Raw genomic sequence first — 14,162 nt, forward strand, 5'->3', positions numbered from 1 at the left:
TAGGTACTATTGCAGTGCAATGACTGCCCCCCGTTTCTGCTATTCAATTCAGGTCACTTCCCACTACGCGCCAATCCGCGCCAGGAGTGACTAGCGTGTCCATCCAATCCTTACCCATCGTTGAAGCACCTCAATTGCAGGTAGAACGTCACATCATGCGGCGTGACGAGGTGGAGCGAAAAACAGGCTTCAAGCGCGCGCACATTTACAACTTGATGAAGGAAGGGAAATTCCCTCAGGCTAAACGCATTGGATTGCGGGCTGTGGGCTGGGACTCACTGGAGATCGAGCGGTGGGTCAGCGAGCGCTTGGCGCAGCGGGGCTGACGTCATGCGTGTGGTATCGGTGGTGTCCACTAAGGGGGGCGTGGGCAAAACCACAGTAGCCGCGAATCTCGGAGGTCTTCTGGCGGATGCGGGTCTGCGCGTTCTGCTGCTGGACCTGGATAGCCAACCTACCCTCTCTGGCTATTACGCCTTGAAACAGAAGACTGATGCGGGTGCATACGAGTTCATCGCACTCAACCTAACAACGCTTGCTGAGATTGTTTCCAAGACGGTCATTCATGGGCTCGATTTGATCCTATCCAACGACGATCAAGGTCGACTGAGCACCTTGCTGCTGCACGCCCCCGACGGGCGATTACGGCTGCGTAACTTGCTCGACAATTTTCGCCTCCATTATGACCTGCTTTTGATCGACACCCAAGGCGCACGTAGCGTGCTGCTGGAGATGGCCATCCTCGCCTCCGACCTCGCCCTCTCTCCCATCCCGCCGGAAATGCTCGCCGCCCGCGAACTGCAGCGCGGCACCTTGAAGCTACTCAGCGAACTCGAGCCGTTCCGCCTCCTGGGAATTACACCGCCCCCCTTGCGACTGCTACTGAACCAGGTGAATGCCATTCGGGTGGATACACGGATGATCATTCGTGGCCTGCGCGAGACTTTCGCTGGGGCTACCAACATCTCGATTCTAGAAACCGTAGTTCCAGACCGAGTGGCATATCTCAACGCCGCCTCCCTCGGCATACCGGCCCACCGAATCAAGACGCGCCAGCCGCGCGAACGACACTCGCCATCTACTTTGGAAATCATGCAAACGCTGGCCATCGAACTGTTTCCGGAATGGCGCGAAGCGATCTCTACGGTGAACAGATACACGGAGACTCAATGAGACTAATCACCCAAATGGTATTTCTCACCCAGTCATTGGGTTTGATCGACCTTGTGGCCAATAGCGATTGGCAAGGAGTCTTTTGATGTTGGATCAGCTCCCCATCATCGTTCCGCCCTCCATTCGACCACACCACTCACCTTGCGAGGAGTACTGCACCGTGGTCTTTCGCCTGCAGGATGGGCGCTCCGCCATGGGGTGGTTCCTCGCAGAACTCTCCCGACATTTCGAAGGTTCAGGGACTGCCGAAATCGTGAAATTTGAGGTCGGTGACCATTTGAACCGACGTTAACTGAGGTTGTTCCGATGAAGAAGCTCAGTCAACAAGACATCACCGACAAACTGCACCAGGACCATTTCCCTCGAGGGCCAGAACTGGAGCGGCTGTCCGATCCACTTACTGACACGCCTATGTTGGTCACGCTGGAGCAGTTGCGGCCCTACGAACATAACCCGCGCTTCATCCGTAATCCGCTATACGACGATATCAAGGCCTCAATCCGCGAACGAGGGCTGGATCAGCCACCACCGATCACCCGCCGGCCGGGTGAACCGACCTTCATCATTCGCAACGGCGGCAACACCCGCCTGGCGATTCTCGGAGAACTGTGGCAAGAGACCCATGACGAACGCTTCTTTCGTATCCACTGCCTGTTTCGACCTTGGACCAATGAAGCTACTGCCCTGCTCGGTCATCTGGCAGAAAGCGATTTGCACGGCCAACTCACCTTCATCGAACGCGCCCTTGCCGTTGCAAAACTCAAGACCATGTTTGAACAGGATGAAGGTGCACTCTCGCAGCGCGAACTGGCGAAACGCCTCGCTTCCGGGGGCTATCCGATTTCGCAATCGCATATCAGCCGGATGCTCGACACCTTGGAATATTTGCTGCCTGCTATCCCGCAAACACTGTATGCCGGATTGGGTAAATCGCAAATTGAACGCCTGATAGGTCTGCGTAGCCAGGCAGAAAAAACCTGGAATCGCTATCCGGCCAATAGCCTTGAGTTCACCGAGCTCTGGTTGGACACCCTGGCCTCTTTTGATGCCGAGCCCGAGTCCTTCGACCTTGAACAGATCCAGGATGAACTACTCGAGCGAATGAGCCAATTGCTCGGGCAGTCTTACCGCATGCTGGCTTTGGAGCTGGGCGACCCCCAACGCCCTCTGCCGTTACCTAGCGTTGCCGTGACCACGCAAGCAACGCACACGCCTCCATCAGGTGATGAAGAGGGAACCCCTCGTCGCACTGAACTTGAGTCTTCTGACCATAAGCACCGTTCGAAGACCGACCTGACACCAAAGCTCCCCGCAATGCCTGGAACAAGCGCTATCCCCGAGGTTAGCCCTCCATCACGCGTTCAACAGATCCGCGACCAGATCAAACGCGAAACGTGTACCGAAGCATCAGAAGATGTTGAAAACTTTGCGAGTAACGATATCTGGACAATCGCCCCTGCGCTGGATGCCCCCGAACAACTGCGTTCAGCCATCGCTACACTGGCGAGAGAGATGGCAGCCTATGCCGGGCGGCCCGAGATCATCATCACTCAGCAGGATGGCCTGGGCTTCATCCTCGATATGGAGCAGATCGATCTGGCGACACCGCATGCGACCGGTGTCCATCTACTGCTTCTGGCCCTGTTGCGTGCTCAAGATGAGGTGGACTGGGAGGACCGCAAACTGTTGCCCTCAGCCCTGTTTGGGCAACTGTTGCTGGGGGTATATCAGTTGCCCCTGACAGATCAACCAACCATGGATGTGGGGTTGGAACGCCTGCCGGACCATTTACTGATCAAGCTATATCGCCTGATCCGCTTGGCCCGGCGCCTGATCGAATTAACGCTTGCCGCTGAAGACAACTCACCGGAGGAGCTGCCATGAACTTGTCGTTCAATATACTCAATCAAGCCATGTTGACTCAGGTCCTGCATGAACTGCGGTTGGGTAATTTGCAGCGTTGCAAAGCGTTAGGGCTGGTTGAGGATGACATCTACTTATTGCAGTCCCTGCCGCCGATCACCCTGGCGCGTCTGGCGCACGCGAGCGTACCTTGGGTCGAGGTCAAGATCGACTCGCCGGTGCTGCACAGATTAATTGAGCAAGCCGATCGCGATGAACAAAATGAGCGCTTGATCAACCGAGCTCTTAAGCTCGGCGCCAGCAGCACCATCATGTATCAGAACTTCGGCTTGGCCCATTCGGAAACCGCGTTGCGTCGACGTTTGCTTAAGATAGAAACCCGCAAGGGACGACCGCAGAATTTGAGCGAAGCGCAGGAGCACGCACTGTGGCAACGCTGGTGTCAGCTACGAGCGCAGGACCCTACCGAAGATCAGCTCGACGCCATGATGATCTTGGCTGAGGAACAACAGATCAGCTTGACCATCGTCTGGCAGCAGATCGAGCACTACAGCAAGAAAACATGAACACCGTCCCGCTCAGCCGTTGGCAACGCGTCCTACAGCAATGCACACAGCAATTGAGCGAACGCTGGCCCACTCGCCCTACCATCGAGAAACCTTCCAACCAGGCTCTTCAGGCTGGATTTCTATTCAGCGGCCAAGCACACGAAGTCGTACCGCGTCGTTTGCTGCTGGATAACCGTTTGACACCGTTAGAACGCAATGCATGGCAAGTTTTTCGGTTCATGCTGCAAGGCCAGGGCCTGGTTACACCGCGCTATGAGGATCTGCAACCGTATCTGTCGAGCATCCCCTACGGGACCTCGGCCTCGCGTGAAACCATCGCTCGCGTATTGACGATGCTCAGGCTCACTCGTTGGCTCAGCTTGGTGAGTCGCGGGCGTGACCAGGTTAGTGGCCGTCTGCAAGGCTCTTTGTATGTTCTGCACGATGAACCATTAACTCCCGCCGAAGCCATGGAGCTGGATCAGGATTATCTGGAGCTGGTTGGACATTGCCTTGAGCATGCAACCAAGGCGGTGCGTATCGTCGCTCAGCACCTTCTGGATGAAATCAGCCTGGATACCAGCATCGACCTGAGCCATCTTCCCACCCGCCTCGACACCTGGGGTGATCGGTGGGTAGATCAGAACCCTAACTCGCAAACAGAAGATTCGATGCACGATTCCGAACAAAGCGGCGACCACCCCGTTCGGAATCATGCCGCCCCTCGTTCGGATTCCGAACCAGGTGTGGAGGCCAATGTTCCCGGCGACGTTCGGAATCCGAACGCCGCCTGTACAGTAGTAAAAGAAAGTATTTGTACAGTACCGCACGCGAGCCCGGCGGTGGATAACGTGCTCTGGCCCTCTGCGCTGACCTTGAGCCCGAACGAGCGTCAAGCCATCACCGTGGCGCTCAACAAACTCAAGCTGCCAGAGAGGCAGGCGGTGCTCAACGAAGCCGGGGCACGTTGTGCCGCGGGCGGCATCCGCAAACCTGCGGCCTATCTGATGGGCCTGATTCAGCGTGCGCTAAAAGGCGAGTTTCATCCGTGGGCAGGTCAGGCAGAAACAACGTCCATTGCAGAGCATCCTCAATCTGCTCCAGTGCGGATCACTCGAAAAAAAGGTGAACCCGCCTCTGCCCTCGCTCAAGCCTGCCTGGATGAACTGCGCCAACTGCGTGGGAAGCGTCCTGGACGTCAGTAGATTTGATGCCAGTGGCATCAAATCCAGGGAGTTCCAGAGGCCCATCTCTGTAGTGCCATAGGCATCAGGGGAATCATCCCAGAAGCTCAAACCGAACAGACCGCATTCAGGTTTTTCGCTGCCCTCAAAGCTCATCCGTCACAAGGTGCTCGCCAAGCTTATGCGAGGACTCCATCGTGGCCGATCACTACCAACTCAACTTGGGCTCGTTGCGCAGCAGCATCACGTTAACGCTGCATACCCATCACGCCGCTCGCATCTGGCAAGGCCGGACTGCACGCGAGGGTGTTCACTCGATCATGGGCATGGCCGGCTATATCAGCGTCACCAACCTGATCAAGCAAACTGCGGCACAGGACGACCCGTATGCCGACTGGGCCATGGTGCAACTCGAAGAAAAACTGCTACAGGCCAAGGCTGGGATGCTGGAACTGACCCAACAGCTTGATCGGATCAGACAAGACCTGCCGACCCAAATCGACATGGGCGACAACCTCAACATCCACCCCGTCACCTTGCCGTTGTACATCGGCAGCCAGTTGGGCTTTCTGGCGGTGTACCTGTTGACCGATTACGACACACTGGTACGCCATACCCTATTGGCCCATCACACCGCTCTGATCGGGCGCATGGACATGGAAACCTGGATCGATGACGGCGCCCATCTACTGCGCAGCCTATTCGGCCAGGCGCAGCGTTACCGGCATTCTGGCGTTACCCGCGATGACATGGCAGCGAACAACGCCCGCGCCCTGGCGGCCATCGAAAAGCTAGGTCTGCCCCCCATGGACATCCTCGAGGGTCATCGCCGCTCCCAGTTTGCGCCACCGATCATTCGCCGTGGTGCTGTGACCATGGATGATGCTGAGACTCCGACTGAGGAGCCCATTGAACCATCAACGACCGCGGATAAACCCGAGGGCGACGTATGAATCTCAAGGTCCCTGCTCAACCGATAGCCTTCGCAGGGCTGACATCAGATGCCTATCGACAGCTCGAACACGCAGCCTCCCTAAAAGGCCTTTTAAAACCATTTAAGGGTAAGGGGGAGTTGGAGCACCTGGCGCAAGTTGCGAGGGAAATCGAGGCGCAACTATGTCGCTTGATGGAAACCGTGGTGCAGCAGGTAGAACGCCTTCCTTATTCGCTGCTGGATTTTCGCCTGGTGTTGCAGAACACCAGCGCCGGCAGCACCTTCCTGCGCTGGCGCACTCGGGATTTCTCCCGTATGGGCGTTGCGGTCTGGGAACAGCAACTCAACAACAAAGCCTTGCCGCAGGTTGTGCGCGAGGGCTTGCACCGATTCGAATGCGACCGCATTGCGCTGAACCTGCAGATGAGCGTGGTGCATTCGATACTGCGCCAGGCCACCACCTGCGCGATCAAAATGGCCAGTGCCGACGAGCGATTGCGCCAGTTCACTACAGCAGTGGAGGTATCACGATGAGTACTTTTTTTGTCGGCGAAGGCAATATCGGCAGTGCGCCAGAATTCCAGGAGTTTGCCTCAGGCAATGACGAGCCACGGCGTCTGCTGCGACTGAACGTGTACTTCGACAATCCCGTGCCCCGCGACGGTAGCTATGAAGATCGGGGCGGTTACTGGGCACCGGTTGAGCTCTGGCACCGCGAAGCGGAACATTGGAGCATGCTTTACCGGAAAGGCATGCGCGTACTGGTCGAGGGTCGCACGGTCAAAGATGAGTGGGAGGACAGCGAGGACAATGCGCGGGTGACCTTCAAGATCGAGGCCCGTCGGGTCGGTATCCTGCCTCACCGTGTACAAAGTGTGGTCATGCGCGAGCGTTCCAATGAACAGGCAGCACCAGGAAAACACGGTGGACAAGGCGCAGAGCCAGCCAGTCCGCCGGCATCGAAGCCCAGGAAGCGTCGAGGGCAGCAACCTACGGATTGATGGGGACTGGCATAAAAAATGCGCCTTTACGCGGGTCTACTGTGCTGCGCGTATACCCTGCTCGTGAATATGCGCGCCATGCCCAGACAGCAGAGGGCCAGCGACCGCTCCCCGTTCAAGGCTGCTCCACTGATTAATATGAGAAGCCTGCGGTTCGGGTTTCTCATACCGCGCATTAGCTGTTTCAACAACTCTGCTTCGGACCCCTATCTGGAGCAGTTTTATGCGCTTATTCCTTTGCGAGAAACCCTCTCAAGGTCGAGACATCGCCAAAGTACTCGGAGCCACCCGTCGCGGCGACGGCTGCCTGCTCGGTATCGAAACAGCTGTCACCTGGTGCATCGGCCACCTACTCGAAGCTGCCCCACCCGAAGCTTATGGCGAACAATACAAACGCTGGTCGCTTGAGCATCTGCCGATCATTCCCTCGCAGTGGAAGGTCGAGGTCAAGCCCAAAACTGCAGCACAATTCAAAGCCATCAAACGCCTGCTTAAAGAGGCTTCTACCGTCGTTATCGCGACCGATGCCGATCGCGAAGGCGAGATGATCGCTCGCGAATTACTGGAGCTCTGTCAGTATAGAGGTCCCATTCAAAGGCTCTGGTTGTCTGCACTCAATGAAGCCTCCATCCGCAAAGCATTGTCCTCGCTGAAAACCGACCACGAAACCTTCCCCCTCTACCATTCAGCCCTTGCCCGCAGCCGCGCCGACTGGTTGATCGGCATGAACCTCAGTCGGTTGTTTACCCTCCTCGGCCGGCAAGCGGGCTACGACGGTGTGCTGTCGGTTGGACGGGTCCAGACACCGACATTACGTCTGGTGGTTGATCGGGATCGCGCGATTGCCAGCTTCATCCCTGTGCCCTATTGGCAGGTGGAGGTGCAGCTATCGTCGAGAGGACAGCCGTTCCTTGCGTCGTGGTTACCGCCAAGCATGGATCGGGATGAGGCAGGTCGCTGCCTACAACAGGCGCTTGCCGCTCAGGCAGTCCAGGCGATCACTGCCGGCAAAGTTGCCACGGTACTCTCGCTGCAGACCGAGCAGCTTCGCGAAGCGCCGCCCCTACCCTTTGACTTGAGCACGCTACAAGAAGTCTGCTCACGTAAGCTGGGGCTCGGCGTCCAGGAGGTGCTGAATATCGCCCAAGCCTTGTACGAAACACACAAGGCCACCACGTATCCGCGCAGTGATTGCCGCTATCTGCCAGAGAGTATGTTCAACGAGGTGCCCGCAGTACTCGATGCTCTGCTCAAAACAGATCCCGCACTGCTATCCGCCGTCGAAAAACTCAATCGATCATTGCGTTCACGGGTGTGGGACGATGCCAAGGTCACTGCGCATCACGGCATCATCCCCACCACCGCTCCGACGAATCTTGCGCGGATGTCCGAACCAGAGCGCAACGTCTACGAACTGATTCGCGGCCATTACCTCGCGCAATTTCTTCCTCACCATGAGTTTGATCGCACCGAGGTCGAACTGGCGTGCGGCAGTCAGCGATTGGCCGCCGTGGGTAAGCAGATCTTGGTACAGGGTTGGAAGAGCCTGGTCTACGACACCACAGAGGACGAAGAGCTCGCTCAAAAGTCCCAGGTATTACCGGCTCTGCAACAGGGCACACAGTGCTCCGTGAGCGATGCTGAACTCAAGGCCATGCGTACCACGGCCCCCAAGCCACTCACCGAGGGCGGTCTGATCAAGGCCATGAAGAACGTGGCCAAACTGGTCAACGATCCACGGTTGAAACAGAAACTTCGAGACACCACCGGTATCGGTACCGAAGCCACGCGGGCCAGCATCATCAAGGGCCTGATCGACCGTGGTTACTTGCTGAAGAAAAAACGCGCCTTGATGGCTTCGGCCGCGGCTCATACTCTGATCGAAGCAGTGCCTTTGGCGGTCGCAGATCCGGGAATGACGGCGATCTGGGAGCAGGCCCTGGACGAAATCGAAGCCGGACGCCTATCTCTTGATGCGTTCGTCGCCAAGCAAGCGAACTGGATTGCGCAGCTGGTCGAGCACTGTGGAGCGCTTAGATTGGCAGTGCCTGTGGAGACTGGGCCAGCCTGCCCAAGGTGCAACGACACGATGCGCAAGCGTAAGGGGAAGGCTGGCTCCTTCTGGTCATGCGCCCGTTATCCTGACTGCAAGGGCACTTTGCCCATCAAAAACAAAGCTCAGCGTACCTGATGCTGATCATCGTCTGAGATCGACGAATTGTCAGTGCATCAGCAGCGGCCGCTGGTCCTGCTCTAACTCGTTCAAGGGCTGTCCGATTTCACGGGCCAAGGCGATACCCGCCGAAATCCATATCTGGCCCAGTTCGTTGAACGCTTTCAGATGAGCAGGACTCTCATTGAGCCAGTGAACAAGACTGTCGAAGTGTTCGGGATTGCCCGGGGAATCATGGATCTCGATGACCAGTTCCATTGCTCGATCCCAGATGGGGTCCATGACGTCCTCGCTCTCATCTTCCATGCCCAACCAGTCCTCACCTTCACACCGGCCACTAGACCCCTGGCCCTTAGGGAACAGAAACCACGTCGCGGTAAATGTCGATTTCAGTCAAAATAGCAACCTATACAGTCGATATTCAACTTATAAGGATGTTCATGTCAATGAGTCTTTGCTCAACCATTCGGGTTGAACTGGAGAACTCATCACTTGGCACATAAGCATCCAACCCAAACCCAAATCGGACGCATGATCGCGAAGCACCGGACCGAGCGCCATCTGACCCAGGAAGAGGTCGCTGAACGCTTGGGAATTGGCAGCGAGGCGATATCGCGGCTGGAGCGTGGGGTGGTGGAGCTGTCCGTCGCCAAGCTGATGCAATTGGCGGACATCTTCGACTGCCGAATAGATGAATTGCTGACGGAGTCCAGCAGTCGCCCCAACGACCAGAGTCAGATGATCATGGGGCTACTGAGCGGACTGAAAGAACATGATCGTGCGTTTATCCTGGCCACCGTCGAACAGTTGGCCGCTCATCTCGGAAGTAAATGAGCATTGGCCTCTTGCTTGACGCTGTGACGCTCCTTCTGCTGTAGTCATTCGGGTTCATCGCCAATGGCGACCCAAGACCGATTAGCTCCGGGCAGCTCGGTCGGACTCAATGAGTTTGGAGCCTTCTTCTCAGTGGATCATTTTCCGCCCTCATGCGTTGCTGATCGTGGCAGCGGATGACCACTGCTGCCACACAGCGACAGCAGCGGTCATCCGCTTCGGCGGTCGTATTCAATTCCGGAGCCCGCCGGCGAAACACTGGGCACCCTTTGTGCGCGGATGCGTGCCAGTACGTTCCGATCCAGGCCACGACAAGGGTCGGTTGGCGAATCGTTACGCAGTGAAGCAAGCTTTGCGAGGAGCTTTTCGACTGCATGAGATCGTCAAAGGTGGCTTCTCTCTTCCTCGCCTGGCGCTTGCGTCAGGCCCACTCTTCACTTTTTTCATTCCAGTAACTGCCACTGTATTCCAGGTGTAAAAAATCGGGTTGCAGCGTCTTGACGCTCCCCTTTGACAGGCTTATAGAGAGAGTGTGGTCCGCTGTCGTTGACAGCCCAGCCCAGGTAGCCAGAACCTTCAAGGCTACGCCACGTTTGTGGTGGTTTACCCAAGTGCGATCAGCGTTCGGAAGCTCGCACGGTCACTGCTTCGGCGGTGATGAATGCCCACTACCTCAGCCTGCGGACTTCGCCGCAGACATCCTTCTGCTGTATCGCTATTCACCCAGATGCATCGCGCTGCCCATCATCGGTTTACCGATGACAGCCGTTCATCGCTGCACTCACTTTACCCACCCTGACGGGGACTCACTTTTCCGTCAGGGATCGTGCGTCTTCGTTCTTCCTTGAAACAGGAGAACCACCATGGCCCACGCCAACCAACCTCAAGAAGTGACCAATTACTTCAACCTGCACACCGCCGGTATTGGCTATCTCAACCGTGTGCGTGAAGTACAAGTTCGTCGCGGCCAACCATTCATGGCCTGTGATATTGCAGCCCTGCACGGTGCTAGCGATGCAGTGGAATACACCCGCTTCGATTGCAAAGTCGCTGGAGGCGAAGCTGAACGTTTGGTTCGCCTCTACATGGACGCCGTCAATGCCGAGAAAAAGGTGTTGCTGTCGTTTCGCATCGGCGACCTGTGGATCGATCCCTTTCTCTATGAGAAAGGCGCCAAACAAGGCCAACCAGGCGCCAGTCTGAAAGGCCGTTTGTTGTTCATCGACTGGATCAAGGTCAACGGCATGTTTGAGTACAAAGCGCCCGCCAGGCAGGAAGTCACAGCACCTGTTGAGCAAGCGCCTACCAATGAGTCTGCTTCAACATCGGCTGATGCCGAAGCTGAAGAGAACGAACCCGAAGTTAAACCTTCGTCACGCACGGCTCGCCGTGGCTCTACTCAAACCGCCCAGTCCGCCTGAACGGTTCATGAAGCCCTCACCAAGGCGCTCGTTTGAGCGCCTTTTTCTGAACCGACATGGGAGCACTCTCATGGAATCCTTCTGGCTTTGCGACGATTGCTTGTTCGCTGCCGCTTATGAGGACTACAGCGCGCTTTCCCTCTACTACACGGCGGATCAAATCGCCCAACGCATCGCCGCTCTCCAAGCTGGATTGGCTCGACTAATGCCCATCAGTGCCGACTTCGATCCAGAAAGCGGCTGGGGAGTCAAAACTTTTTCCTCGCTGCCCTGCGATGGCTGCGGCTCTCCTCTACACGGTCAACGTCACCAGTTCACCAGGTTGTAAACAGCCTACAACCGCAACTTCATACCCACCGAGGGGATATCACTCCCCTTGGGTGTGTGCCCCTGATGATCCAATTCGGAGGCACTACCATGAACAATCAACTCACCCTGATTGAAACCACTGAGCTTGAGACTGATCGGCTCGCGCATGAAAACCGCGTGATCGATGAAGCACTGCGTATTCTGGATCGTCGGTTGTTCACCCGCGGCCCCGGTCTGACCTCGCCCGACGTCGTGGCTTCGTTCCTGAAGCTGCATCTGGTTCAACAGGAGCACGAAGTCTTCGGCGTGATCTTTCTCGATGCCAAACACCGAGTACTGGCGTTCGAAGTTCTCTTTCACGGCAGCATTGATGGGGCCAGCGTATACCCCCGCCAGGTCGTTAAGCGCTCCATGGCCCATAACGCCGCAGGCGCCATTTTTGTTCACAACCACCCTTCTGGTTGCACCGAACCCAGCCAAGCAGATCGCATTCTGACCGCTCGGTTGAAGGAGGCATTGGCGCTGATCGAAGTGCGTGTATTGGACCATTTCATCGTGGGCGAAGGTCGCCCGCTGTCCTTTGCCGAATACGGCTGGCTTTAACCCTTACAGGCACCTTCGGGTGCCTTGTTCATTGTTAGCCTGGAGAATCTCTATGAACCCTAGCCATCAAGACTTCGCGCTGCTGGTAGATTCAAATCCTTTTACGCGTGGCTACCACAGCCTGGATATCGAGCGGCTGCTGCAAATCACCTATGACAACGACTGCCCGCCCTGCTTTCGCCCCCTGCATCACTCGCAGGCCCATCTGTCCGATGATGAACTGCAACTGTTGTCCTGCGTATTCAATGATGATTTTGCCCTGATCAGCGAAGGCCAATCCATTCCGGATGAACTGGATGAGCGTTGCCAGTCCATGGGGCTGGTCCGCCAAGTTATCTACGCGGTGATCGGTGAAAGGCTAAACCAGAGGCACCATGTCGGTGACCTGTATTCTCTGGAAGAAGCTCAAGCTGTGATCTATCACTTGAGCTTCGAAACCGGACACTACAGTCGGTCCTGGGAGATCAGTACTGCCCATCTTCCCGCAGAGGCGATGTCTTATCTGCAGGACCGGGTGTCCCGCGAACCCAGGCTAACGGGGCTGCTTTTCGAGCTGTTCACATTGCCAGACTGCGACGGCATCGGATGCAAGCTGATCGGCACACCCTGGACCGATGAGCACCTGTTGAAAATCGACAGCGGTTCTTACTTGTCCCTCAGACAAGAACAACTCGATGCCGGTACGCCAGAAGCCTTGGTCAAGGTGTTGTACCTGGCGGCGTTGGCGGATGTGCGAATGTTGATCTTCGACCCCTGGGCATCCGTCTTACCCGGACTCGAAGTTTTCAACGAACAACCATGAAACGTGCCGCAGTAATACGCGGCTCCCTGAATCGCCTTTCTCACTGAATTCCCCTTCCCCTCATGTCAGGTTCTGCACTGAACCTGACATGAGGATCTTTTCATGACCCGCTTTTTCACGCCGATTTGCCTGCTGGGCGCACTGAGCGCGTGTACTGCACAAGTCCCCGATACATCGCCACCCAAACCATCGACCAAGAGTGAGATGAGTCGGGGCCCATCCAAAATGGGTGCGGGTGATGACGGTCATCAGACAGAACTCCGCTATGGCCGCTATACGCTGGTGAGCACCGCACCCACCACGGAGCAACGGGACCTTCTGGCCCAGACCATCGACGTAAACATTCCGTCGAACCTGAACCCATCGGTGCAGGATGCGCTGCACTATGTGCTGCTGCGCTCAGGTTATTCGCTCTGTCCTGATGCCGCGCCAATGAAAGTGCTCTTCAGCCAACCATTGCCAGCAGCACACTACCGCCTTGGACCGATCCCTTTGCGCGGCGCACTTCAGGTGCTAGCCGGTCCGGCCTGGCAACTCACGGTCGACGATATCAACCGCTCAGTCTGCTTTGAACCGCATAAAGCCGACATCCGCGCCAGGCCAGTCGCCTCTACTTCGTCCCGCCAGCCGGAGGCGCGCTCATGAAACCTGCAACGTTTCAAACCTTGATCGTTGGAGGGCTGTGCCTGGCTGTCGCCGGCCTGAGCGGCGGTTTATATAACCAGATTCAGCGCGTGGCGCAATTGCAGGACAGCAGCATCCAACACCAACAGGCTCTAGATACCCTGCAGCAAGACTCGAACGCCCTCAAGGATACGCAGGAACAACTGCATTACACAGTGAAGGACCTGAGACAGATGGTCGATACCGGCGAGCAACAAGCCAATGTGCTCGACCCGATGCTGGATCAGTGGGCACAAGAGATTCAGGAACTGCGCGATGGTCTGGCCGCCCGCGCCACCGAGGCTGACATGACCGCGTTACGGGCACGCCTGGAACAGATCGAGAAGCAGCTCCTGGACCTCAACTCCAGGCCATCACTACCACCGCCACCCTTCGCTGCAAAACCGAAAAAAACCACTCTCCCTAAACCCATCCCGCTCTCGCCCCCATTTTCAGTGTTGGGTGTTGAGTCTCGCGGTGGAGAACGCTTCCTGGCGATCACCCTGCATGGCAGTCGCACCCTCGCGGACGTTCGGCTGCTGCATAGCGGTGAGCAGACCAGCACCTGGCGCTTGAAAGCGCTGGAACCCACCTCGGCCATTTTTGCGGTGGCCGAGCATCCAGACCAATCCGTGAAGTTTCCTTGAGCAATCA

At 56.7% G+C, this 14,162-nt stretch carries 18 protein-coding genes; 17 read left to right on the top strand and 1 reads right to left on the bottom strand.

The window, feature by feature from the left end; genetic code table 11:
• Positions 1–95: 95 nt before the first annotated feature.
• The 10 genes from V5F23_RS17040 to V5F23_RS17085 all read left to right on the top strand — a co-directional run bounded on the left by V5F23_RS17040 (position 96) and on the right by V5F23_RS17085 (position 8,894).
• Positions 96–326, top strand: coding sequence for an AlpA family phage regulatory protein (locus V5F23_RS17040; RefSeq protein ID WP_338495754.1), 231 nt, complete (start codon positions 96–98; stop codon positions 324–326).
• 4 nt (positions 327–330) lie between these two features.
• Complete coding sequence (locus V5F23_RS17045) at positions 331–1,173, top strand: ParA family protein (RefSeq protein WP_338495756.1); 843 nt, start codon at positions 331–333, stop codon at positions 1,171–1,173.
• An 85-nt stretch (positions 1,174–1,258) separates the two neighbouring features.
• Entirely contained in the window at positions 1,259–1,465 is a 207-nt protein-coding gene (locus tag V5F23_RS17050; protein WP_338495758.1) for a hypothetical protein, read from the top strand.
• A gap of 14 nt (positions 1,466–1,479) precedes the next feature.
• The gene (locus tag V5F23_RS17055; RefSeq protein ID WP_338495760.1) at positions 1,480–3,057 is read left to right on the top strand and encodes a ParB family protein; all 1,578 of its coding nucleotides are present in this window, start codon (positions 1,480–1,482) and stop codon (positions 3,055–3,057) included.
• Positions 3,054–3,602, top strand: coding sequence for a DUF2857 domain-containing protein (locus V5F23_RS17060; protein WP_214917054.1), 549 nt, complete (start codon positions 3,054–3,056; stop codon positions 3,600–3,602). The genes V5F23_RS17055 and V5F23_RS17060 overlap by 4 nt, the downstream gene beginning before the upstream one ends.
• Positions 3,599–4,789 carry an STY4528 family pathogenicity island replication protein gene (locus V5F23_RS17065; protein ID WP_338495765.1) on the top strand — a complete coding sequence of 397 codons (1,191 nt, stop codon included), beginning with the start codon at positions 3,599–3,601 and terminating at the stop codon, positions 4,787–4,789. Before V5F23_RS17060 ends, V5F23_RS17065 begins: the two co-directional genes overlap by 4 nt.
• Before the next feature lie 176 nt (positions 4,790–4,965).
• Positions 4,966–5,721, top strand: coding sequence for a TIGR03761 family integrating conjugative element protein (locus V5F23_RS17070; protein ID WP_338495766.1), 756 nt, complete (start codon positions 4,966–4,968; stop codon positions 5,719–5,721).
• On the top strand, positions 5,718–6,236 hold the full coding sequence (locus tag V5F23_RS17075; protein ID WP_338495768.1) for a DUF3158 family protein: 519 nt from the start codon (positions 5,718–5,720) through the stop codon (positions 6,234–6,236). The genes V5F23_RS17070 and V5F23_RS17075 overlap by 4 nt, the downstream gene beginning before the upstream one ends.
• Positions 6,233–6,703: a single-stranded DNA-binding protein gene (locus tag V5F23_RS17080; protein WP_338495770.1), complete on the top strand. Its 471-nt coding sequence runs from the start codon at positions 6,233–6,235 to the stop codon at positions 6,701–6,703. Before V5F23_RS17075 ends, V5F23_RS17080 begins: the two co-directional genes overlap by 4 nt.
• 223 nt (positions 6,704–6,926) lie before the next feature.
• Positions 6,927–8,894: a DNA topoisomerase III gene (locus V5F23_RS17085; protein WP_338495771.1), complete on the top strand. Its 1,968-nt coding sequence runs from the start codon at positions 6,927–6,929 to the stop codon at positions 8,892–8,894.
• 30 nt (positions 8,895–8,924) lie between these two features.
• Here V5F23_RS17085 and V5F23_RS17090 read toward each other — a convergent pair whose 3' ends face one another.
• Positions 8,925–9,182, bottom strand: coding sequence for a hypothetical protein (locus V5F23_RS17090; RefSeq protein WP_214917040.1), 258 nt, complete (start codon positions 9,180–9,182; stop codon positions 8,925–8,927).
• A 186-nt stretch (positions 9,183–9,368) separates the two neighbouring features.
• Between V5F23_RS17090 and V5F23_RS17095 the strand changes: the two genes are divergently transcribed.
• The 7 genes from V5F23_RS17095 (at position 9,369) to V5F23_RS17125 (ending at position 14,155) form a co-directional block, all read left to right on the top strand.
• Complete coding sequence (locus V5F23_RS17095; protein ID WP_214917039.1) at positions 9,369–9,710, top strand: helix-turn-helix transcriptional regulator; 342 nt, start codon at positions 9,369–9,371, stop codon at positions 9,708–9,710.
• Between the two features lie 863 nt (positions 9,711–10,573).
• Entirely contained in the window at positions 10,574–11,131 is a 558-nt protein-coding gene (locus V5F23_RS17100) for an STY4534 family ICE replication protein (protein WP_214917037.1), read from the top strand.
• A 70-nt stretch (positions 11,132–11,201) separates the two neighbouring features.
• Positions 11,202–11,459, top strand: a complete 258-nt coding sequence (locus V5F23_RS17105; protein ID WP_214917035.1) for a hypothetical protein — start codon at positions 11,202–11,204, stop codon at positions 11,457–11,459.
• Positions 11,460–11,548: 89 nt separating this feature from the next.
• Positions 11,549–12,043 carry a DNA repair protein RadC gene (gene radC / locus V5F23_RS17110; protein ID WP_338495778.1) on the top strand — a complete coding sequence of 165 codons (495 nt, stop codon included), beginning with the start codon at positions 11,549–11,551 and terminating at the stop codon, positions 12,041–12,043.
• Between the two features lie 52 nt (positions 12,044–12,095).
• Positions 12,096–12,845 (top strand): ABC transporter substrate-binding protein, encoded by a 750-nt coding sequence (locus V5F23_RS17115; RefSeq protein ID WP_338495780.1) that lies wholly within the window; start codon positions 12,096–12,098, stop codon positions 12,843–12,845.
• A gap of 102 nt (positions 12,846–12,947) precedes the next feature.
• Positions 12,948–13,490: a PilL N-terminal domain-containing protein gene (locus V5F23_RS17120; protein WP_338495781.1), complete on the top strand. Its 543-nt coding sequence runs from the start codon at positions 12,948–12,950 to the stop codon at positions 13,488–13,490.
• Positions 13,487–14,155 (top strand): chemotaxis protein, encoded by a 669-nt coding sequence (locus tag V5F23_RS17125; protein ID WP_338495783.1) that lies wholly within the window; start codon positions 13,487–13,489, stop codon positions 14,153–14,155. The genes V5F23_RS17120 and V5F23_RS17125 overlap by 4 nt, the downstream gene beginning before the upstream one ends.
• The last annotated feature ends 7 nt before the right edge of the window (positions 14,156–14,162 follow it).

Origin of the sequence: Pseudomonas sp. WP18 (assembly GCF_036689585.1) — a bacterium.
In the GTDB taxonomy this organism is placed as follows: Bacteria; Pseudomonadota; Gammaproteobacteria; order Pseudomonadales; family Pseudomonadaceae; genus Aquipseudomonas; species Aquipseudomonas chlororaphis_E.